The following is a 21197-nucleotide window of genomic DNA, read 5'->3' on the forward strand; positions in this document are numbered from 1 at the left end:
AGTAAAGGGCAATTTTACTATGACCAAAGCACCTGTTGCTCCTGTGGTGCTAGTCATTTTAGACGGATGGGGCTACTGCGAAAAAACGCGAGGAAACGCTATTGCTGCCTCTAAAACTCCAATTATGGAAAGTTTATGGACAGCTTACCCGCATACTCTCATCCGCACATCAGGAAAAGCCGTCGGGTTGCCAGATGGTCAAATGGGTAACTCGGAAGTTGGTCATTTGAACATTGGTGCTGGGCGAGTGGTACCACAAGAATTAGTCCGTATCTCTGATGCGGTTGAAGACGGTTCCATTATTTCCAACCCAGCGCTGGTTAAAGTTTGTCAAGAAGTTCGCTCTCGCAATGGCAAGCTGCATCTAATAGGGCTTTGTTCTGAGGGAGGGGTGCATTCGCATATCACTCATCTATTTGGACTACTTGACTTAGCCAAGGATCAGCGACTTTCCGAGGTTTGTATCCACGCCATTACTGATGGTCGTGACACTACGCCAACCGAGGGTGTAAAAGCAATCACTCTTTTAGAGGACTACATAGACCGCATCGGGATTGGGCGGATAGTTACTGTGAGTGGTCGCTACTATGCAATGGATCGCGATCGCCGGTGGGATCGAGTTAAACGCGCCTATGATGTGATTACACAAGATAGTGCAGGTAGCGGTCTCAAGGCTTTACAAGTCTTGCAAGCATCTTACGCCGAAGGAGTGACCGACGAGTTTGTCGTCCCAGTCCGCATTGCTCCCGGCGCATTAGAACCAGGGGATGGGGTGATATTCTTTAACTTCCGCCCCGATCGCGCCAGACAACTTACTCAAGCTTTTGTCAGCCCCAAATTTAACGGTTTTGAAAGACAGCAAATCAAACCACTGTCTTTTGTAACTTTTACTCAGTATGATCCAGACCTACCAGTATCTATAGCTTTTGAACCGCAGAATTTAAGTAATATTCTGGGAGAAGTCATAGCTAATCATGATCTCAAGCAGTTTCGCACCGCCGAAACAGAAAAATACGCTCATGTTACTTACTTCTTTAATGGTGGTCTAGAGGAACCGTTTGCTGGAGAAGACCGAGAACTGGTAAGCAGTCCAATGGTGGCAACTTACGACAAAGCCCCGGCAATGTCAGCAGACGCAGTTACAGAAGTTGCGATCGCCGCCATCAAAAAAGGGATATACTCTCTGGTGGTGATCAATTATGCCAACCCAGATATGGTGGGGCATACAGGTCAAATTGAAGCTACAGTCACAGCTATTGAAACCGTTGACCGCGTTTTGGGTCGTTTAGTAGAGAGTATATGCAAAGTGGGAGGTACAGCAATTATTACTGCTGACCACGGCAACGCTGAGTATATGCTAGATGAAGAGGGTAATCCTTGGACAGCTCATACTACCAACCCAGTACCGTTAATTTTGGTAGAAGGCGAGAAAGTCAAAATCCCTGGACATGGTACAAATGTCGAGCTACGCAGCGATGGCAAGTTAGCCGATATTGCTCCCACAATTCTAGAGATTTTACAGCTGCCTCAGCCACCAGAAATGACCGGGCGATCACTACTCAAACCAGCAGAATTTGACGTACAACGCCCCCGCACCCCCGCGCAAGTAGGGCTGTAAATTGGGAAACAGTTAACTAATAACAGTTAACTGTTTCTTGACTCCCCTGTTTTAAAACTTGTTATAGATGAGATTACTACCATGACAGTTACTAGTATCGTGCAAGGCATTTGGGCATTTTCCGCTATTGGTGTGATTGTTTTGGTGTTGCTACATAGTCCCAAAGGTGACGGTATTGGAGCCATTGGCGGACAAGCCCAGCTTTTTAGCAGCACTAAGAGCGCAGAAAATACCCTAAACCGAGTCACTTGGGCTTTGACAGTCATTTTTCTTAGTTTAACAGTAGTTTTAAGTGCCAATTGGCTACCCAAATAGCGATAGAGAAATAGGCAGATGGGGAAAAAAATTCAGCACCCAAAACCTGATACCCTGAAAAATTTCATCACACAACCTTTACTAGCAGCTCTTGTCTTAACTATTAGCACAGGGCTGCTAGTTATTTTTACCAATCTCCATTTTAATAAAGCTCTATCAGCAAACTATTTTTTATCACTCTCATCTCCACCAAAACCTCACCCCCTACCCACCACACTAGCCCAATGGCAAGACAGTACTAACAGTGGTGATTATTTTTCCCAAGTCTCACCTACTCAAGTAGGTTATTTAGTTTGGTCAAAGTTTCCCGTTAAAGTCTATGTAGAACCACCAAAAGCAATTAGCGAACAACAGGCTCAAGCATGGGTTACTAAAGTTTTACAAGCCGTCCAAGAGTGGAGTGTTTATTTACTTTTAACAATAGTTGAGCAGCCAGATGGGGCAGATATTACCATTATGCGAAAAGCCCCAACTTTACAAACTTCACCAGGTAGCAACATTCCTCGTGCGCGTTCTGCCCAAACCTTTTATGAGTTGTACACCAGCAATCAAGTTTTATCTCATCGCTTCACCATCTTGCTGAGTCCTAGTCAAACAGGAGAATATATTCAAGCAGCTGCCCGTCATGAACTTGGCCATGCTTTGGGAATTTGGGGACATAGTTCGTTACAAACTGATGCGCTCTATTTTTCTCAAGTTCGCAACTCACCACCGATTTCTGTTAGGGATGTAAATACTTTGAAGCGGGTTTATGAGCAACCAACTAGTTTGGGATGGTCTTCGTGAACTACCTCACCCTAGCAAAGCTAGAGGGTGGGGCTTCTGTACTCACAGGCGAGTGCCTCAAATAAGACTTTCGTCCCATTTTTGGTCTTATCTCCCCTCCTACAGCAGAGACGGCTGAACCTTCCGCCTTTAGCCCTTCGACTTCGCTCAGGGCAAGCATTCTGATACCCTCTACTCTAATAATGACCTCTGAGGCGATCGCATCTCAATAAATATTGTAAATGTATTAGTGTGATATCAAATAAAGATAATATCTTTCACTATCTACCCAAGCTCTCTTAAAATCCTTAATAGGAATAATTTGTAAATCATTTCGATTGGGATTTAGTTTTTTATTTAAAATAAGTAAAACTCTGTTTTTATCCTCTTGATTCTTTAACAAAGAACTGATTTGTTCTAATATCTCAGATTGTTCTACATTTTGGCGTTCTTTATTAAATAGAGTAAAGCTTCCCATTCCTTGAAGTTCGGGATAATAAAACTTTCGATTTAAATAACCTGATAATGGAGCCATATTTGCATCTCGACTGGCAACAATAAACTCCTGATCTAGCTGAGATTCTTGAATATAACGAGCCGTTTCTCGACTGGCAGAAAATGGTATGATTATATCTCTTGAGAAGCTATAAATTCCTACAAATAACTGGATATAAAGGATTAACATAAAAACAATGTGATGCCATTTTTTAACAAGTTTAATTGTATTTGTTCCAATAGAAAATTTATTAGTCAGAAATGTGGATTCTTGATAATAGCTTTCTAGCCATAAAGCTGCTATAAAAACTAAATAAAAATGCCCTAAATGTCGGGTAGTACCTGCGAATCTTAGATATGTAAATGCAAGTATTACAAAATTACCTATAATGTATAAAAACAGAGGGTAAGGCTTTTTGCATAACTTCAATGATGTTAAAGCAACAACAAAAATTCCCATCAAGTTACAAATAATTAAATCTAACCATCTTTTATGTGGAATGATCAAAAAATAACTAGCAAATAATCTGCTAATACTTTTCAATAAATTATGAATATCTAATTCAATTAACCATCTATTATTATTTAACCCACTATGAAGATAGCTATCTGCCGGAGGAATAATAATATAAATAGATAAAATATAGGAAAATACAACAATTGCAATACTTAAAAATAAGTCGAAAATACGGCTTTGATTAAAATACTGTTTCCGGTGTTGACTATCAAAACAAAACTCGACTAGTAAAGTTAATAATAAAGAAAATGATACAAATAAAGCGTAAGCATTACTGTTAGCTAGCAAACCCAATATAACTGCTAAGTAAATGTAAGTTGTTTTTCTAGATGAAAAAATTGTACAAAAAGTAAAAATAAATAGTATACTAAATGCATAATTTCGAGAAATTAAACAGTATTCATAAAAAGGATAAAAACCAAAGGTAAAAAGAATTTTTTGTTGATATTTAAATGGACTACATAAGCAAAAAATAGCTACTGAAATAATTGCAATAATTAAATGAAAAATCTGCATAACAAGAGGTGTGTCAGCAATTTTTCTCAGAATTGCTAGAGAAAAATACCATAGAACAGGATGTCCTTCATAACGAATATTGGCAATTAAATCTCCAAAAGATTCACTATCTCTGACAATTAGCCAGGGATTTAGCTCATCTCGCCACATTGAATGATTGAGAATCCCTATTAAACCGAGAACCGAAAAAATAATTATAATAATCCAAGGAGAATTAAAAGATATCTTTGGAATATAAGTGATTGCTTTTTTAGTTTGTATTTTTAGTTCAGAGTCTTTCATCAAAATTAAAATACTTTATTGAAAGTTTTTCATATTTTTACAGAGTAGATTACAATTTAGAGTAGACAGAAACCTTTGTAGAGATGTAGTATCGTTGCATTTCTACCGTTCATTGAATAAATTAGCCTAGAAATAATAATATCAAGTGCAACGATCGCACTTGATCAAGGCTCAACATGTAAGATTTACCTACGCTCGACGGCTCAGCGGTATCGGTTGCTGCGTTAAAACTTCTTGATAGAGTTCTTCGAGTTGAGTAACATTCTTGCTAAGAGTATAGCGTTCTAATACACGCTTTCTGGCTTTTTGCCCCAGTAAAATTGTTAATTCAGGATGGTCTTGGCACACTGGCAAAAGCGTTCTTAATTGCGATCGCACTGTCTTAGTATTAAGAATTATACCAGCTCCTTTTTCTAATACTTCGCCATCTGCACCCACGTCTGTTGCTAAACAAGCTATTCCACATGCCATTGCTTCTAGCAGAGATAGAGATAAACCTTCTACTAATGAAGGTAAAATAAATACATCTGCACCCCGTAAAATGTCGATCCGCTGGCTTTCATCAGCAACAAATCCTGACCAGATGATGCCGTATTCTGGGCCATAGAATGGTTCTAAAGACGACTTTAAAGGGCCGTCGCCAACAATCAATAACTTACTACCTATTCCCATTTCCGCCTGTTTCCAAGCACGGAGGAGTAATTCAACGTTCTTTTCTGGCGCAATTCGTCCTTGGTAGACAAACAAGCGATCAGCTTGAAGTTCACTTTTAATATTAGAAGGGCCAGGAGAATATTTTGCAATATCGACACCGTTGGGAATGACAGCAATATTTTCTTCTCGCACACCCATTCGCGCCATCAATTCTCGCTGAATTTGCGAAAATACAATCACGCGATCATAGTTAACCAAAAAAGGTGCGTAGAGTTGATAAGCCAAAAGCTGTGTCCCTGAGATTAGTTTTGCTCCCTTACCAGCAAATGGTGTATGAAAAGTAGCAATCAGGGGTAAATTTAATTCCTCACAGATTTCTGGTAATACAAAATCTAGAGGAGATAAGGTTAAAGATGCATGGACTACATCTGGTTTAATTTCCCGTAGCGACTGAGTTAAAACTTTAGTTGCTTTAAAAGTGGGAATTGTGTAGACCTGAGATTTATAAATGAAAGGTAAAGAGACTTCTTGAAAATTTGGCCAATTTTCGGGTTCTGATTCTTCTTGGGCAAAGTGAAGAAAGCTAACTTGATGTCCCCTATCCAGCAACGCATTTGTAATTTCTCTACTGTAGGTGACGTTACCGCAAAATGGTGATTTTTTTCCAATCCAAGCTATACGCATTCTTTGTTTAGCTATTAAGAAAAGCTAGTTTTATTATTTGTTTTGAGCTTTTATTTTTCTTTTATCTGCTATACTTGCTAGTTTTTTAGCTATCATAAAGTTTAACCATAATTCCTCTAACAAGTTGACTTGCAACTTATTAAAATGTGGATTTATGGCTTGATTTATTCTACTTATGAAGTTGTTTTTATATATTTAAACAACTTACTCTGGCTAGTGTCAGATTGATCCCAGCAAGTATGTGATAAACCGCGATAGAGTTTAGTTTACCATGAACACAAAAGCTTTAAATAAATTTTTGATCTGTCAAGATAAGGAATATTGACACTCCCCGACCTAAAGGTACGGGGATTCTGTAATCTGCCTCGTCACTTGCTCTACCAGGTTTTCACCAAGCAAAGTAGAGGTCACGAGTCCTACAGCGTTACTTTGGGGTTGCCCACCCCTAGCAAGTCTAGCAAGATTTAAAATGTTAATTGCTGCGTTTTCGTCTCTATGCAAACTACAGCCACAGCTACAAACATGCGTGCGGGTTGATAGAGATTTTTTCACAATCACACCACAATTTGAACATTTTTGTGAGGTGTAATGTGGTGCTACAGCAACTGCTAACTTACCAAATTTACCAGCAAAATACTCAATCCACTGCCTAAACAAATACCAGCCAGCGTCAGAAATTGACTTAGCCAAACAATGGTTTTTGAGTAAATTACGTACCTGTAAGTTTTCATAGGCTACTAAGTCGTTAGACTTGCACACGTTACGCGCTATTCTCTTAGCGTGTTCATTCCGTTGCCTACTTATTCTTAGGTGCTTTCTGGCAAATATAGCTCTAGCCTTTTTACGTCCTAATGAACCTTTTTTCTTTTTGTAAATGCGTCTTTGAGCGTGCTTAACTGATTTTTCAATCTTTTTTAAAAACTTTGGATTAGCCTCTTGATGACCGTTAGAATCGGTGTAAAAACTTTCAATCCCAACATCTAAACCGATTTCATTACCTGTCAATGGCTGAATATCTGAAACTTCGACATCAACACAAAATTGACAGTAGTAACCATCGGCACGGCGTACCAATCTAACACGCTTAATTGACTTAACCGGGTAGGTTTGAATATCCCACTTGCCTAACAATTTCAACTCACCAATACCTTTTTTATCAGTAATGGTAATACGCCGTTTGTTTGAGTTTAGCTTCCATCCTGATGTTTTGTACTCAACTGAGCGGTTATCATGCTGAAATCTCGGATATCCTGTCTTGGAAAATCGCTCCACTTGGGGAAACCCCAAGACCGCGTTTTCCGCTTTTTTACCGGATACTTTCTTTTTACAATTGTCATAAAACCTTGATATTGCCAACCATGCTCTTTCGGCTGCTGATTGCACAGCCATTGAATTTAGGTTAGTCACAAATTTAAATTCTTTGCGTAGTTCCGTTGAATACTTATTCAAAGCAAACTTATCAATTTTTGCCTCTTTTGGCGCATCTATCCAATATCTCAAACACTTATTTCTAATGAATTGAGTAGTTTTGATAGCTTCCTCAATAGCTAAATATTGAAGTTTTTTGGCTTTAACTTTGTACTCTAAAACTAGCAACTTAATCACCTCCTTGCTGTTTATGTTTTATGTCAATTATACTATATCTATATACAATACTGCAATAGGTTATTCCGTAAAATGGCTACTTTTACAGCAGATGAATATAGACACGAAGGAAATGCTATATCATTACTTAACTACCACTTTGTTTTTATCCCTAAACGTAGAAAAAAAGTTTTAGTTAATGAAATAGCGGAACGATTACAGCAAATCATTTGTGATATTTGCAATGAGAACAGATGGCGAATTATTGCAATGGAGATTATGCCCGACCATGTGCATATTTTTTTAAATGCCAAACCAATAGATAATCCTGCTCAAATGATGAACAAAATTAAAGGGAGGGCTAGCCATCACCTGCGAAAAGAATTTCCCGAATTGCTCAAATTACCAACACTGTGGACACCCAGTTATTTTGTATCCACTGCTGGAAACATCAGCACAGAATCGGTAAAACGATATATTGAACAACAACGTGATTGAAAACGTTACAGAGGCGTAAACGCCTTCTAGCAGCTTTCATCCCTTGCCTAAAGTACGGAATACGGCGCTGTGCGCCTGTTCCTCAAGGGTTTTCAGCTAGCCGTCCTCATAACTCCTGTTTACTGATAGCTACTCATGAGAGTTATACCAGGTTAAGATGCCTCCTGAAAAGACGATCGCTGCTAATCCCAAAAATACTGCTTGTAATCCGACAAATGTTTCTGCTAAACCTGCTAATGCCAGAGGTAAAGAAAGAGCAATATTAATCACATTGTTTTGCAGACCAAAAACTTTACCACGCATTTCTGGTGGAGTTTCTGTTTGAATTGCAGTTTGCATGGGAATACCTACCAGCGCACCAAAAATACCCAGCATCGCTACTAGTAGCAGAACCATCCACAGATGTGTTGTAAATACTGATAATCCGATCAGTGAAGTTGCCATGCCGATGCAACCGCAGAGGCTGAGTTGGTTGTAGGAAAAACGTTGACCAAATTGACCGAGAATTGTTGCGCCTGCGGCAATCCCAACGCCACCTGCTGCCAATAAAAAGCCAAATTGTGAAGCTTTCAAGTTGGGAATGATTTCTGCCATACGAACAGCTAGAACAGTTAACGCTGCAAATACAGAGAATAGGATAATCAATTGCAACAAAGCATCACGAATCCGATGATTTGCTTTAAGATAGCGCAAACCATCCCGCAAGTCAGAAAATACGTGAGGAAATTCTGTTTCGGGAGCGTGGTGTTTTTCGTGAGTCACCAGTAACATCAAAATTATGCCAGCGATCGCATAACTTCCGCCTACCAAAAGTTCTTTACCTAGTCCATTATTACCGCCAAGTTGCTGCCAAACTCCATCAGCTACTGCTAATAAGGGTTCTCCAACAGCAAAACCCACAATCACCGACGCCATCATTGTTGTGGTGTACAGCGAGTTAGCTGAAAGTAAATGCTGTTCTTCTACAACCAAAGGAATTGCCGCCTGTTCTGCTGGAGAAAAAAACTGCGTCAGCGTAGACACTAAAAAAGTTACACCCAAGATAATGGCAAACCCTACAGGCAACACGCCTATGGGTTTCCAATTATGAGTTAACCATAGTAGAAAAGGAATTCCTAAAACCAGAATGCCTCGCCAAGCATTCGTTGCCACTAACACAGCCTTTTTTGACCAGCGATCTACAAACACACCAGCTACAGAACCGAATAGCACGGCTGGAATGGTAAAGGCCATCATTAGCGCTGATACCCAACCACTAATGCTCTGATCACCCGTTTGAAACTGAGTGTTAATCAAAGCAATCATCAATACTAAATAAACTTTATCCGCCAATTGACAGAAAACTTGACCACCCCAAAGAGCTAAAAAATTGGGGTTTTTTAGTACAGGTAAAAACCCTTGGTGTTCTGTATTTCCTGATTTTGCTGAGCCGTCAGAATCGGAAGCATCTAATTTTGGCGGTTCTTTTGGCGAACTTTGCCCATTGCGTTGGTGCAACCCGCCGTAGGCATCGCCATGATCATTGATTTGGGTTGTATTTGATTGGTCATCAGATTGTTTTTCTGATTGCTGAGGAACTTCAGTTGTTGGTATTTCTGAAGGCCAACTCTGATCTTTTTGAGAAACGTCTTCTGAGGACATTTCTCGACCATTAATTTGATGAGGTGTTGGCTTAGGAATAGCACTCAAGTGATTTTTGACTATGGGCACTGATGCTCTATTCTGTCTTGTGGCGTAGCTTGGTGACAAAGGCAGGATCTTGTTATCCAAATCAGACGGTTGCATCATGGTAGGCAGCAAAATAAGAGTCGATCAAGGTAGCAGAGCGAATAGGGCGACCTAAATGATACTGAGCATACTGGCGCAGAACTTGCTCAACAGATAACCAGGCATCATCTTTAGCAGCATTAACTTGCATTATCTCTGGTTGTGACAGCTGTTGGAGCATAGTTAGTTCTGTTGCACTCAGGCGGCTAGAAATTACTGGTATTTCTTGTCTATGGACAACAACTGTTTGGGAATTGGATATTTGAGGTGATGGATTAACTGGGTGATTAGCTACTTTGGTAGGAGTTATATTTTCCTCTACTCCTATAGCCCTCTGTTTTCGTAAGCGTTCCCAAGCTTCCAAGCAAACCGTTCCACCAGCAGGAATGCTAAATCCTACCTGCCAGTGAGGATCTATCAAGTTTGGCTTGAGAGGGTGCTGAGTTAGACAACAGGCTTGGACTTGCGGCGTCAGTCCCCCCAAAGCTAAAAGGTGAAATAACCCATGAGCCAGGTATGCAAAAATACTAGAGGTCTCTTTTATGGGTAATATTTCTAGTCGGTTGAGATGTTCATTGAATAACTCATAGAGTTCTTCTTGGGGTTGTTCGCTTAAAGCTTGACTCAGGACTATTTCTGCTAAATACTGGCCAGCTGCGAGTTTACCCAAATCTTTAGCTAGACCTGGATAAGTTTTTAACGTTTGTGCTTGAGTAATTTTATCGAGCGATCGCCCTTTGGCAATCAGTAGTTCATTTACAACAAACATGCCACTCCTACCGCCAAGGCTAGAGTTGTGCTTGCGTGCCCCTGGTGCAACTGCTCGAATCAGACCAAACTCGCGTGTCAAAATTGTCACTATTTTATCCGATTCTCCTAGCACCTGGGTTTTGAGATTAATTCCAGTTGCTTTATAGGTTCTACTCATTAGTCATTATTCATTAGTCATTAGTCATCGGTCATTGGTCATTAGTCATGAGGTTAGGACAACGGACAAATGACAAAGACAAATAACTATTCCCCCTTCTCCAGGTTATCGCGCTGGCGGATCAAATCGATACTACTAGATGTGCCCAATCTAGTAGCACCCGCTAAGATTAAGTCTAGGGCTTGATTGACAGTACGAATACCCCCTGAAGCTTTAATTCCTACTCTTTCTCTTGCCACTTCTTTTAACAACCGCACATCTGCTACAGTCGCACCACCATTCCAACCTGTACTGGTTTTTAAGAATGCTGCTCCTGCATCCATAGATAATTCTGCTGCTAATTTTTTCTCCGCATCAGTCAACAGGTTGGTTTCTAAAATTACCTTGACTGTTTGCCCGGTTGCCTCGCAAATTTCGGCAATTTCCCGATGCACTTGCTCAGTTTTGCCAGCCTTCAACCAGCCTAAGTTGATCACCACATCCAACTCAGAGGCTCCATTTTCCACAGCTTCTTGAGCCTCATATAGCTTAACGCCTGGAGTTGTCGCTCCCGATGGAAAGCCAATCACAGCACAAACTTTTGGATTTTTACCGTGGAGAAGTTCTGCTGCTAGCTTGACATGAGTAGGGTAAAGGCAAACCGCCGCAAAATCAAATCTGTATGCTTCCTCACACCATTGCTCAACCTGCTCTGAGGTAGCCGTTGGCATCAACAGGGCATGATCAATAAATGGCGCGATATCAATGTCTGGATAGTCTGCTGCCATCGTGCCTTTTGCCAGTAATTGATTATTAATCTTTATAAAAATTTAAGTCGTTTCTCATATATTAACCCATATTTGTTATGAATATCCTGAAAATGCTTTTCTAGCTAGGTTTTATCTGCAAACTTTTCGTGTGTACCTAGATTTAAGAAATCAATAATAGTTTGAGCTAATGCCTGAGATGCTAGATATGGCACACCATTACCAATCGTTTTAAACATATTGGTGAGGGACATATTTTCTGGAAGCATAAAATTTGCTGGCAAAGATTGTATAGCTAAAGCTTCTGCCACAGAAATTCGACGGATTTTGTAAGGATGTAAATGTACTTCATTATTGCCATAACAAGCTGTTGGCGAGTAACGCCATCTGTGCAAACGTTTAAAGGATTTCTTAGAATCATCTCCTTCATCCACAGAGGCAAATCTGATGATACCTGCTCTTGGTTGAAAATAATGTTGAGCATGAGGATGCTTGAGTACATTATTTTTTCTAAACCAATATTCAACAGTTAATTCTTGAGGAATATTATCAGGACAAGGTAGTAGAGAATCTTCTTTAAATGGTTCTTGCTTACACCAAGGATAAGCAAAAACTTTTTGTTGAGGATATATAATATATTTTTGCCAATTAAAAATATTTAGAGATAGTAATTTTTCACTACTAACTTTTATTCCTATATTTTTGATGAAATTCTTTTGAAATCCAATTAAAATAACTCTCTCTCTATTTTGAGGTACACCGTATTCAATAGTATTAATTAATCGTTCTGTTAAAATATAACCTGCTTGATGTAATTTTTGCTGGAGCCATTCAAAAAATAGACGGTGCTTTTTCGTTCTCCATAAACCCTTAACATTCTCGAATAAAAAGAAATCTGGCAAATTACGACAAATTAACTCAACATAACTAGCCGAAAGCTTACCATTATCCCCTAAGTTTCCCCTGTTTTTTCCACCAATAGAAAAATCTGGACAGGGAGGGCCACCAATAAAACCAACAATATAATTAAATTTGCGACAGTCTTTTACTAACTCCAAGAGTCGTTGTGCTTCTACTCCTTGAGTAAGTTTAGTAACATCTGCTGCTTCTCCATGATGATATCCGTATTCAGGTAATGATAGGTTAAGAACTTCCCGTGAATAGCGATATGCTGCCATGAACTGAGATAAAATTTCGTTGACGTAAACAATTTTAAAACCGCTGTTTTCAAAGCCTAAATCAAGAAAACCTGAGCCAGCAAAAAAGGAGAAAATACACGGGCGATCGCTCATTTAGTTAGTCAACAAGAAACGAAGGGTAAATGCTATGTTCAGGGTTAACGCAAACTCGTACCTTGAAAACCAAATATATCAGTGCTTCTAACTTTGGGCGGTTCTAATGTAACCAAAATCCCTATTAGGGATTGAAACTATGGATTCAAAATATGACTGAACCCTTCATAGATATTGATGCAATTTTTAATCTTGCTTTGCAAGAAACCGAAGAACTGATGAAACTCGGCTTTGATATTAGCGATCCTTCTGTTATGACGTCACTTGAATGGTACTCAAATAAATATCCAGAAATTGCAGAACGCTGTAATAATGCCTTGCTAAACCTCATTCATAAGCAAGCGACGGGTACTCTTACATTTGCAAATACTGGATACTCTGAAAATGACTTAGATGCTTTTTAAACTTATATAAATATATCCTTATGCAAAGACGCTAAGAAAACTTTGCGCCTTTGCGTGAGATTATCCAACCGCCTTTTCAGCACCAATAAGTTCACCCTGCTGCGCCTCTGGCAACAAACGCTGCACACCTCGCTTAACAAATCCTTGCAAAAAAGCCATCTGCTGATTTTGCTGAAATACCTTTTGCAAAGTTTGCCGCAACTTATCCAAATTCAAGCCATTTCCAGAATCCAAAGCTATTTCCTGTTGTTGGAAATATTCAACTAAGCTTAACCCTGCAACTCTGGTGAGATAAGCTGCACTTACTCCTTGCACCAAACCACCAGCCACAAAAGTGACAGCATTACTTTTGAGGACAGTACTAACAGCCTTTGTAGAAATTTCCACCAAACCCAACTTCAGCATCAAACTTCCCATCGTTCCAGCGACAGTTTGCGCCTGTTCCCAAGAAAATTTCTGCTGATAGATACTACCCAAGTCTATTACCATCTGGGCATTAATTGCCGCAGTTGCTAAGATATCAAGTGCTGGTACGGGGTTGGCGAAGGCAGCCGCCGCAGCTATCCATTGATATTGTTCTATAACTGGGGTAGCGCGATCGCTTCTGACTCCATTTAACCAGTTTTTCGCTTCAGCTTTGAGCAATTGAGTTTTTCTGTAGGTAGTTGTCCAAACCAGATTTTGCCCTTGCTGTACCAAAACCTCATCTAATCGCTGCGTCAACTGTTGGATGTCTGATGCTGGCTGTTCCAGCCACTCTTGCACAGAACCATCATCCTCATACTTCCTGACTTTGATGGGTATAGGAGAAGCCGCCGTTGCGACTACATTACCAGGCATCCGCTGTTTCAATGACAGCAAGATGCTAGCACGCTCATCTGCTAGATATTGGTCTTGTTTATTGAAAATGAGGATTGTGGGTTGATTTGCTGTCTTTAGTTGCTTTAAAGCTTGAAATTCTGAGTCAGTCAAATCACCATTGGTAAGGAACAGGGCAAAGTCTGATTTTTGGATTTCTAACAAAACATCTGCATCTGACTTTTCACCCGTTTCTCTAAACAAAGGTGCTGTCTCTTGGAAGTTTACAGACTTTGCCTGCAAATTTTCCGCCAGGACTTGAATTAAAGCGGTTTTACCTACCGATTTGCTACCTGTAACAGCAAACTTAATTTCTTGCCTGTCTAATTCCAACAACAATTGGGCAATTTGTCCCCGCAATGTTTCTAAAGCTGTGTGGTTTTCTGCTTCTTGTGCTAATTGGTTAATGATCACTTCAGCTTTGGCGATCGCACTTTCTACAGTCGCCCGGTCTACTAGTTTACCATCTAGCTGCTCTAAACTGCCTGGCGAGCGATTTTTCTGGAATAACCACAAACCACCGCCGACTGCCATCGCACTCAATAAAGCAAATTCGCCTGCTTGCAATATCGAATCATGCCAGCTTTGTAACATCCACAGGGAAAAGGACAGTCCCAATCCTCCCACTAAAATTGGTCGCTGCAACTTCACAACCATGATACTCCGCGCTTTTTGGAAGGTCTCTACTTCAGAATAGATCAAAATAAAACAACTCCCTGCAATTCTTAGAGATTGCGGGGAGTTGCTTGTAACTGATTTTGGTGGCGGGAAGTGGATTTGAACCACTGACCTTCGGGTTATGAGCCCGACGAGCTACCAGGCTGCTCTATCCCGCGTCGCTCATTCACCTCTCTACTATAACCTCTAGTCGGAAGATTGGCAACTATAACAGCGATAATTCTCCAACTACTTCTAGACGCTTGTATTTTCCTAGAGTCATAAACTTTTCTGACAAGCTTTCTGCCACGCTAGGACTAATCCAGCCCATTTGGTGAAGTAAGTGGATAGCAACAGCATATTTGGCTCGTTTTGCGCCATCCATCACTTTAATTGCCAATCCCATACCCTCGCCGAGTCTACCAATGCACTGCACACCTTCGGCACCAGATTTGCTTACCAGTTCTCCTGGGGTTAAGCGCATCAGTTCCGTGTCAAATTCTCCATCTCCTGCCACCATTGATGGGTGATGTGTCATGGCGCGGACAATACGCTCCATATCAACGTTGCTACTAGAGGCTAGTAGGGCATATAAAGAAGCCATTTGTCCAAGTTGCATCAAATAAGTTGGTGCGCCGCAGTCGTCATGAGCGCTGATAAATTCTTCTGCTGGCATTCGGAGCAATTCTGCTACTTTACATAAAATTAGCTGTTGTATGGGGTGCTTACGTTCCAAGTAGTTATTTAAAGGCCAATGGCGTTGCTGACAAACAGCTAACATCCCCGCATGTTTACCAGAGCAATTGTATTCTAGAGGGCTACGCTTGCCTTCGGGAGTTGGACATTGGAGGGCAGTCGGATCGATATCGGCTCGCCAAAGAATGTTAAATGTCTGTCTTACCTGCTCTATTGTTCCTTTGTGGGAACTTGTGATGATTGCCAAGTCGCGATCGCTCAGTTCGTAGCGTTCCAGTGTCCCTGTGGTGGTGACAGCGAGAGCCTGAAATGGTTTGAGCGCTGAACGGACAAATGCAGCCGTTTCGGAGTTGCCGGCAACGGTGAGAACCCGCCCCCGTTCGTCACATACAACAGCTTGGACTATATGCTTCGATTCAGTAATCCCTTCTCGCAGCAGCCGGACTTCCAGTGCTGTCGCTTGAGTTCGTTTTCCCATTGTCATGGGTTAATTTTTATCACTTTTTTGTTATTTGTCATTGGTCATTAGTCATTGGTGAGCTAGTGGGGTCTTGGGGGTTTCCCCATGAGCAACTAGCGAACCCGTAGGGTCATTTGTTTTTGCTCATGACAAATGACTAATGAATTTTTAAATTAAACGCCAAACTATACTACCAATAAGCAACATTCCCGCCAAGCCAGCAAAGGTAAATTGCAATCTTTGCAGAATGGGTTTGATTTCGTAGGCAACAATCAAGCGATCGCGCGTTAGGACTTCTTGTGGCTTAGTCCAAGTTTGACCGTCGTACCAGCCTGACTCTTCATAGAAAACTGTGGAATTATAGAGGCGATCGCGTATATAAAACCAGCCTAGATACAGACGTACTAGCGCTAGTAATACTCCCACACCCGCTCCTGCTGCTCCACAGAGGATAAAATGCCCAATGTGTTTTTGTGGGGTAAAGCTTGCTGCTGCTATGGGCCCTGCCAATAGCCAAGATAAACCCCAAATCCAAGCAATTTTCGTGATGTACTCTCGCCAATTCAAAGTACTATCACGAAACAGCCAGGAAGTTTTTAGCTCTTCGTATTCATTTAGTGGTTGTTGCTCTATGGGAACTGGGCAATTGGAAATTGAGGACTTAATCATATTGGCTTACCCCCACCCTCATCTGACTTTGGAAGGGAAATACGTTCTGCATGAACCCAGAACGCTTCTAAATTATAAAACTCCCGCTCCTTGGGCATCATGATGTGAACAATTACTTCACCATAATCTTGCAGCACCCAACTCCCTTCTGCTTTTCCTTCTGTCCTTAAGGGACGCCGTTGCCACTCACTCTCAACTTTGTCTTCAATTGCTTGAGCGATCGCTCTCACCTGTACCCTAGAGTAGCCAGTCATCATCACAAAGTAATCAGCCAGGTAAGACACATCTGCTACCCTTAGCAATAAAATATCGCCCGCTTTACGGTCTGATGCAGCTTCAGCGATTGTTACAGCTAATTTGCCACTTACCTCTTCGATTCCTACTGGGCTTCTCACTGTACTCTTCATCACTGAGACAGATTGTAATGGGAAATCTCCTTGGAAATAATCAGACATTAAACCTCAGGTGCTTTCTTTTTTTGTAACGATCTATTACATTTACTTACAAACAACAAACAATTGGACTGCAAATCTGTGAATAGGTTTTTTTGAATACTAACAAAAAAACAGGTATGTATGAGGCTAGTGTTTTAGTTGCGAATGGGGAATTGGGAATTGCAAAAAGATACACCGTGCTTTATGCTGGCGCGATCGCATAACCCAATGGGATTTCTATATTACTGTTTAAGTATGTAAAAACGTTAGGGTGTAAGGATTTGAATCACTTACACCCTGACAAATGCTTATTTTTTTGTTTTGATAAATTGCGTGTGGGTTTCGCTGTTCCCTGTTGGCTCTAAATTACTGCATAGGAGTGGGCGAAACTTCCTGTTTTGCTATTATTGCAGTCTGAATTGCTTCACCATCTGCTGTTAATGAGTAACACAAAGACTCATACTGATTTAAAGCCTGTTCAAAAGCATAATGTTCAACAGCATACTGGCGACTCTTACAACCCAAAGTTTTAACTTTTTCTGGGTTTTGGTACAAATCTAAGATTGCCGTTGCTAAAGCTTGAGGGTCTTCTGGGGGAACAACAACTCCGCCACCGCTTTGTCTAATTGCTTTTGCTGCCGTACCATTGTCAGGTACAGATGCCACTAATGCCCGACCACTGGCGAGTAGTACTTGAATTTTGGAGGGCATATTGAAGGAGACAACATTTTTCTTTTGCACTACTAAACCAACATCAGCAGCAGCTAACATTTGTGGTAAATTCTTGCGGGGTTGGAAAGGTAGTAATAAAACGTTATCTGCTCCTTGGTCTAGACATTCCTGTTGTAATCGCTGTAAACCTTTTGCTTCTCCAACAATCACAAAAGCAATATCTGGGATGTGACGCAGCACAGAAGCAGCTTTGATAACGCTTTCTAAACCTTGAGTCAAGGCGATGTTACCAGAATATAGCACTACAAATTTGCCATCTAGATTGTGTGCCAAACGGAAAGGGTTATTTTCTTGAGGTAAGGGACGGATAAAGTTCACATCAACCCAGTTGGGAATCTGCACGATTTTGCCAGCTTCTACGCCCTTAGATCGCAAATTATCTACAAATCCGTCAGCGATGACGCTAATTTTACTAGCACTGTGATATGCAAATTTTTCCAATGCTGCAAATACCTGAATCAGCAATTTATTTTTCAAAAGACCAACATGGACGGCTGCTTCCGGTAATATATCTTGGAGATTTAAGACCACAGGACAAGCACGCAACCATCCTAAAAGAGCAGCTGGTACAGAAGCAGGCAGCGATGGTGATGTTGAAATAATTACATCTGGTCGCCAACCAACCAAAGCAGGTACAAAACTAGTAACAGCAAAACTAGCATCTAGCATGACTCGATCTAGTAAGTTGGGTTGGGGGCGAATCCAAACATAACTACGTTGAATTTGAACGCCATTTTTATATTCAGTAAGATACCACTTTCCTCTATAGCCTTCATAAATTTGCCGCTCAGGGTAGTTAGGCATAGCGGTGACTACGCGCACTTGATGCCCACGCTTAACCAGTCCCTCTGCTAATTCAGTCATCAGTGGGGCGATACCAATAGGTTCTGGGTAGTAGTTGTAAGAATAAATTAAAATTCGCATATCAAATTAATTCAGAAGTCCCTGGTTTTTTTATTTAATGACAATATTTGTCTTAAATATCTTTCAGTGTTTGAAAGCTTGTAAATTTAATTCTCTCCCGAGACTCTTTTTATGTCAGTGTTTTTCATTGAAGTTTGAGTAAACTTTGATATATACTACTTGAAGTAGAGATGATATTTTTTTTACTATTTAAATTAAAATTTAAGAATTATTTTATACTACGCAATTCAGTGTAAACTCGGACTTAAAAAATGGGTTATTTACTTGTTGTGGACTATTATCCATGGATGTTGAGCTTGATTTTTGTAGAGATACTCCGGTTAAACATCTCTAGAATTAGCGATCGCAATTACTTATACCGATTATCTAAAAATAAGATGTAGAATATTCGCAAATAAAAAAAGTAGGGATTATTCACAAACCCTACATAAAAAAATTTTTATCTCAGTAAATTCTTGAGTACAAATTAAGTGAATATCTCTGGAAGATTGCTGTAGAAAAACTAGTACTTACCGAATGATGCTCATGAAGTTTGCAAGTTACCAACTTGCGAATACAGTGAATGGGCTAAACAGCACCACTGTTTTTGCGAAACAGAACGGCAATAGTTTTGAAAATCAGCTTTAAATCGTACACTAAACTCCAATTTTGCTGATACTGTAAATCTAAACGGATCACATCTTCAAAACTACGTACTGTAGATCGCCCATTTACTTGCCACTCGCCAGTCATGCCGGGTTTAACATCCAAACGTTGCCACTCTGGGACTTCATAGCGTTCTACTTCATCAGGTGTAGGTGGTCTAGTTCCGACTAAACTCATCTCGCCTTTGAGAACGTTCCAAAACTGGGGTAGTTCATCTAGACTTGTTCGCCGTAAAAAGCGTCCTACCGATGTAATCCTGGGATCGTTCTCATTTTTGAAAAAAGCGCCTTGTACTTGGTTTTTAACTTGAGATTTTTTTGCTTCCGCATCTACACACATAGAACGGAATTTCCAAATTTTAAAGCGCTTACCCATCCAACCACAGCGGGTTTGACTAAAGAAAATGGGCCCAGGATCGTCAATTTGAATAGCGATCGCGATCGGAATCATCAAAACCCCTGTAATGATTAAACCAATCAGCGATCCCACAATATCTATCAACCGTTTCATCAAAGATGCTACAGAAGCATGAGTTGTGGGTAATTGCTCTACTTGACGAAAACTCGTCTTGCGGTCTTCTGAAAGGTTTTGCTGTTCTACTCGCGATATATCATCAACAGCATCAGTGGGAAAAATCTGATCTAATCCTGTCAGTTTCAGAACTGCCATTACCTGAGGAGTAACATTCCGCAGTGTTAAAGCAATTCCTTTTTCTTGAGCGTACTTAAAATTACTGACCAAAGCACCTAAGCCGCTACTGTCCATGAAAGTAGTTTGGTGAAGGTCAATAATGATTTGCTTGGGACTTGAATTGGCTTGGATTAAGCCTTGGCAGGTTTGCTTAAAGTCTACAGCCTCCAGTACGCTTAAGCGCACGGGTACCTGCACTGTTGCCGTGTCGTTTAGGGAAGAAACTGGAAAATCGACCTCTATGGGTTGGCTAGTCATGAAGCTCTGCACTTTCGTTGCCATATATAATTTAATCTGCCAAACATTATTTTGTCCTAAAATACTGCCTAACCTAATGTTAAATTCAGCAGTAATTAGAAGTTAAGGAGTATTTGCTAGTTATTGAGGGTGAGATTAAAGATAGCTAGCGACAATTCACAATAAAACAAGAAGCCAAAAAACATACTTACTATTGTGCCGACGCAGCGCGATCGCGTTGCTCTCCTCATTATGATTGCTAAAACTACGTTTACACCTACTGCACGCCTGGTTGAGGTCTTTTCTGCCATTCAGGGGGAAGGATTAAATGTTGGGACACGTCAGATTTTTATTCGCTTTGCTTTTTGTGACTTGCGTTGTCACTTTTGCGATAGTGCCCACACCTGGAATGCACCCTCTACCTGTAGGATAGAGCGATCGCCAGGATTGCGCGACTTTGAAATTCACTCTAACCCTGTCCCATTAACCCAATTAATAGAATGGGTTGAAAGGCAAAATCTACCTTGTCTACACGATAGCATTAGCTTAACTGGGGGCGAACCACTTCTTCATGCCTCATTTCTTGAGCAATTTTTACCCATAGTCCGAACTAAAACTGGTCTACCAATATACCTAGAAACTGGCGGTCATCGCCCAGAACAACTGGCTACGATTATTACCTACTTAGATTCTGTGGGTATGGATTTAAAACTGCCCAGTGTCAGCGGTGAAAATTATTGGCAAGAACATGCTAAATTTCTCCAAATATGTCACGACTCACATTTACATGTTTTTGTCAAGATAATTGTGTCTCAACAGACAAATCCAGACGAATTGGAACGCTCAGCTCTGTTGGTAGCAGAGGTGAGTCAAGATATTCCAGTATTTTTACAACCTGTGACGCCTTTACCAGTGTCTGAACAATTGACTCAAATACCTGTGCTTGCACCTTCTCCAGAGCAAGTCTTGATTTGGCAGGCTTTGATGAAACAGTTTGTCAAGCAAGTACGTGTGGTACCCCAGACTCATAAGATGTTGAATCAGCTCTAGATGGGGAGTAGGGGGAGAAATAATACTAATTCGTAATTCGTAATGACGCGACGCTCCTGTGTCGCTCTAAGCGAAGCTAT

19 protein-coding genes, 1 tRNA gene and 1 pseudogene are annotated in these 21197 nt (G+C 40.6%); 6 read left to right on the forward strand and 15 right to left on the reverse strand.

Annotation, left to right across the window (positions count from 1 at the left end; all coding sequences use genetic code 11):
• Nucleotides 1-19: 19 nt before the first annotated feature.
• The 3 genes from gpmI (at nt 20) to AC5JMF_RS07045 (ending at nt 2719) form a co-directional block, all read left to right on the forward strand.
• Complete coding sequence (gpmI, locus tag AC5JMF_RS07035) at nt 20-1618, forward strand: 2,3-bisphosphoglycerate-independent phosphoglycerate mutase (RefSeq protein WP_495794986.1); 1599 nt, start codon at nt 20-22, stop codon at nt 1616-1618.
• An 81-nt stretch (nt 1619-1699) separates the two neighbouring features.
• The gene (gene secG / locus AC5JMF_RS07040; protein ID WP_495794987.1) at nt 1700-1933 is read left to right on the forward strand and encodes a preprotein translocase subunit SecG; all 234 of its coding nucleotides are present in this window, start codon (nt 1700-1702) and stop codon (nt 1931-1933) included.
• An 18-nt stretch (nt 1934-1951) separates the two neighbouring features.
• A complete protein-coding gene (locus tag AC5JMF_RS07045; RefSeq protein WP_495794988.1) occupies nt 1952-2719 on the forward strand; it encodes a peptidase in 768 nt (255 codons plus the stop codon).
• A gap of 1 nt (nt 2720) precedes the next feature.
• On the opposite strand, the pseudogene AC5JMF_RS07050 reads toward AC5JMF_RS07045, so the two are convergent.
• The 4 genes and pseudogenes from AC5JMF_RS07050 to AC5JMF_RS07065 form a co-directional block, all read right to left on the reverse strand.
• Nucleotides 2721-2900 (reverse strand): annotated as a pseudogene (locus AC5JMF_RS07050) (hypothetical protein); the annotation flags it as partial.
• Between the two features lie 45 nt (nt 2901-2945).
• Nucleotides 2946-4508 carry a hypothetical protein gene (locus AC5JMF_RS07055; RefSeq protein WP_495794989.1) on the reverse strand — a complete coding sequence of 521 codons (1563 nt, stop codon included), beginning with the start codon at nt 4506-4508 and terminating at the stop codon, nt 2946-2948.
• Between the two features lie 189 nt (nt 4509-4697).
• Nucleotides 4698-5846 (reverse strand): glycosyltransferase family 4 protein, encoded by a 1149-nt coding sequence (locus tag AC5JMF_RS07060; protein WP_495794990.1) that lies wholly within the window; start codon nt 5844-5846, stop codon nt 4698-4700.
• Between the two features lie 336 nt (nt 5847-6182).
• On the reverse strand, nt 6183-7442 hold the full coding sequence (locus tag AC5JMF_RS07065; RefSeq protein ID WP_495794991.1) for an RNA-guided endonuclease InsQ/TnpB family protein: 1260 nt from the start codon (nt 7440-7442) through the stop codon (nt 6183-6185).
• A gap of 81 nt (nt 7443-7523) precedes the next feature.
• On the opposite strand from AC5JMF_RS07065, the gene tnpA reads away from it, so the two are divergent.
• Nucleotides 7524-7928 carry an IS200/IS605 family transposase gene (gene tnpA, locus AC5JMF_RS07070; RefSeq protein WP_495794992.1) on the forward strand — a complete coding sequence of 135 codons (405 nt, stop codon included), beginning with the start codon at nt 7524-7526 and terminating at the stop codon, nt 7926-7928.
• Between the two features lie 129 nt (nt 7929-8057).
• On the opposite strand, the gene AC5JMF_RS07075 is transcribed toward tnpA, so the two are convergent.
• From AC5JMF_RS07075 to AC5JMF_RS07090, 4 genes are all read right to left on the reverse strand, one after another.
• Nucleotides 8058-9716, reverse strand: coding sequence for an MFS transporter (locus AC5JMF_RS07075; RefSeq protein ID WP_495794993.1), 1659 nt, complete (start codon nt 9714-9716; stop codon nt 8058-8060).
• Nucleotides 9700-10623, reverse strand: coding sequence for a DNA repair protein RecO (gene recO, locus AC5JMF_RS07080; RefSeq protein ID WP_495794994.1), 924 nt, complete (start codon nt 10621-10623; stop codon nt 9700-9702). The genes AC5JMF_RS07075 and recO overlap by 17 nt, the downstream gene beginning before the upstream one ends.
• Nucleotides 10624-10709: 86 nt before the next feature.
• Nucleotides 10710-11390, reverse strand: a complete 681-nt coding sequence (gene deoC / locus AC5JMF_RS07085) for a deoxyribose-phosphate aldolase (protein ID WP_495794995.1) — start codon at nt 11388-11390, stop codon at nt 10710-10712.
• Nucleotides 11391-11494: 104 nt separating this feature from the next.
• Nucleotides 11495-12661 (reverse strand): DNA cytosine methyltransferase, encoded by a 1167-nt coding sequence (locus tag AC5JMF_RS07090; RefSeq protein WP_495794996.1) that lies wholly within the window; start codon nt 12659-12661, stop codon nt 11495-11497.
• Nucleotides 12662-12813: 152 nt separating this feature from the next.
• Here AC5JMF_RS07090 and AC5JMF_RS07095 point away from each other — a divergent pair, with 152 nt between their 5' ends.
• Nucleotides 12814-13065: a hypothetical protein gene (locus AC5JMF_RS07095; protein ID WP_495794997.1), complete on the forward strand. Its 252-nt coding sequence runs from the start codon at nt 12814-12816 to the stop codon at nt 13063-13065.
• Between the two features lie 60 nt (nt 13066-13125).
• On the opposite strand, the gene AC5JMF_RS07100 is transcribed toward AC5JMF_RS07095, so the two are convergent.
• The 7 genes from AC5JMF_RS07100 to AC5JMF_RS07130 form a co-directional block, all read right to left on the reverse strand.
• The gene (locus AC5JMF_RS07100) at nt 13126-14580 is read right to left on the reverse strand and encodes a YcjF family protein (protein WP_495794998.1); all 1455 of its coding nucleotides are present in this window, start codon (nt 14578-14580) and stop codon (nt 13126-13128) included.
• 102 nt (nt 14581-14682) lie between these two features.
• Nucleotides 14683-14759 (reverse strand) — tRNA-Met (locus AC5JMF_RS07105).
• 47 nt (nt 14760-14806) lie between these two features.
• A complete protein-coding gene (locus AC5JMF_RS07110; protein ID WP_495794999.1) occupies nt 14807-15760 on the reverse strand; it encodes an asparaginase in 954 nt (317 codons plus the stop codon).
• A gap of 144 nt (nt 15761-15904) precedes the next feature.
• On the reverse strand, nt 15905-16405 hold the full coding sequence (locus tag AC5JMF_RS07115) for a CGLD27 family protein (RefSeq protein ID WP_495795000.1): 501 nt from the start codon (nt 16403-16405) through the stop codon (nt 15905-15907).
• On the reverse strand, nt 16402-16860 hold the full coding sequence (rsfS, locus tag AC5JMF_RS07120; RefSeq protein ID WP_495795001.1) for a ribosome silencing factor: 459 nt from the start codon (nt 16858-16860) through the stop codon (nt 16402-16404). Before rsfS ends, AC5JMF_RS07115 begins: the two co-directional genes overlap by 4 nt.
• 345 nt (nt 16861-17205) lie before the next feature.
• Nucleotides 17206-18495 (reverse strand): glycosyltransferase family 4 protein, encoded by a 1290-nt coding sequence (locus AC5JMF_RS07125; protein WP_495795002.1) that lies wholly within the window; start codon nt 18493-18495, stop codon nt 17206-17208.
• A 567-nt stretch (nt 18496-19062) separates the two neighbouring features.
• Nucleotides 19063-20112, reverse strand: coding sequence for an exopolysaccharide biosynthesis polyprenyl glycosylphosphotransferase (locus tag AC5JMF_RS07130; protein ID WP_495795003.1), 1050 nt, complete (start codon nt 20110-20112; stop codon nt 19063-19065).
• Nucleotides 20113-20319: 207 nt separating this feature from the next.
• Between AC5JMF_RS07130 and AC5JMF_RS07135 the strand changes: the two genes are divergently transcribed.
• Nucleotides 20320-21117: a 7-carboxy-7-deazaguanine synthase QueE gene (locus tag AC5JMF_RS07135; RefSeq protein ID WP_495795007.1), complete on the forward strand. Its 798-nt coding sequence runs from the start codon at nt 20320-20322 to the stop codon at nt 21115-21117.
• Nucleotides 21118-21197 lie beyond the last annotated feature (80 nt).

Source organism: Desmonostoc vinosum, assembly GCF_059505385.1.

Excerpts from the sequence above, each read along its gene's own strand:
- AC5JMF_RS07125 (WP_495795002.1), bottom strand. The coding sequence starts at position 18,495 with ATGCGAATTTTAATTTATTCTTACAACTACTACCCAGAACCTATTGGT.
- AC5JMF_RS07095 (WP_495794997.1), top strand. The coding sequence starts at position 12,814 with ATGACTGAACCCTTCATAGATATTGATGCAATTTTTAATCTTGCTTTG.
- deoC (WP_495794995.1), bottom strand. The coding sequence starts at position 11,390 with ATGGCAGCAGACTATCCAGACATTGATATCGCGCCATTTATTGATCAT.
- recO (WP_495794994.1), bottom strand. The coding sequence starts at position 10,623 with ATGAGTAGAACCTATAAAGCAACTGGAATTAATCTCAAAACCCAGGTG.
- AC5JMF_RS07135 (WP_495795007.1), top strand. The coding sequence starts at position 20,320 with ATGATTGCTAAAACTACGTTTACACCTACTGCACGCCTGGTTGAGGTC.
- AC5JMF_RS07055 (WP_495794989.1), bottom strand. The coding sequence starts at position 4,508 with ATGAAAGACTCTGAACTAAAAATACAAACTAAAAAAGCAATCACTTAT.
- AC5JMF_RS07130 (WP_495795003.1), bottom strand. The coding sequence starts at position 20,112 with ATGGCAACGAAAGTGCAGAGCTTCATGACTAGCCAACCCATAGAGGTC.
- rsfS (WP_495795001.1), bottom strand. The coding sequence starts at position 16,860 with ATGTCTGATTATTTCCAAGGAGATTTCCCATTACAATCTGTCTCAGTG.
- AC5JMF_RS07110 (WP_495794999.1), bottom strand. The coding sequence starts at position 15,760 with ATGACAATGGGAAAACGAACTCAAGCGACAGCACTGGAAGTCCGGCTG.
- AC5JMF_RS07100 (WP_495794998.1), bottom strand. The coding sequence starts at position 14,580 with ATGGTTGTGAAGTTGCAGCGACCAATTTTAGTGGGAGGATTGGGACTG.
- AC5JMF_RS07045 (WP_495794988.1), top strand. The coding sequence starts at position 1,952 with ATGGGGAAAAAAATTCAGCACCCAAAACCTGATACCCTGAAAAATTTC.
- AC5JMF_RS07060 (WP_495794990.1), bottom strand. The coding sequence starts at position 5,846 with ATGCGTATAGCTTGGATTGGAAAAAAATCACCATTTTGCGGTAACGTC.
- tnpA (WP_495794992.1), top strand. The coding sequence starts at position 7,524 with ATGGCTACTTTTACAGCAGATGAATATAGACACGAAGGAAATGCTATA.
- AC5JMF_RS07115 (WP_495795000.1), bottom strand. The coding sequence starts at position 16,405 with ATGATTAAGTCCTCAATTTCCAATTGCCCAGTTCCCATAGAGCAACAA.
- gpmI (WP_495794986.1), top strand. The coding sequence starts at position 20 with ATGACCAAAGCACCTGTTGCTCCTGTGGTGCTAGTCATTTTAGACGGA.
- AC5JMF_RS07090 (WP_495794996.1), bottom strand. The coding sequence starts at position 12,661 with ATGAGCGATCGCCCGTGTATTTTCTCCTTTTTTGCTGGCTCAGGTTTT.
- secG (WP_495794987.1), top strand. The coding sequence starts at position 1,700 with ATGACAGTTACTAGTATCGTGCAAGGCATTTGGGCATTTTCCGCTATT.
- AC5JMF_RS07075 (WP_495794993.1), bottom strand. The coding sequence starts at position 9,716 with ATGATGCAACCGTCTGATTTGGATAACAAGATCCTGCCTTTGTCACCA.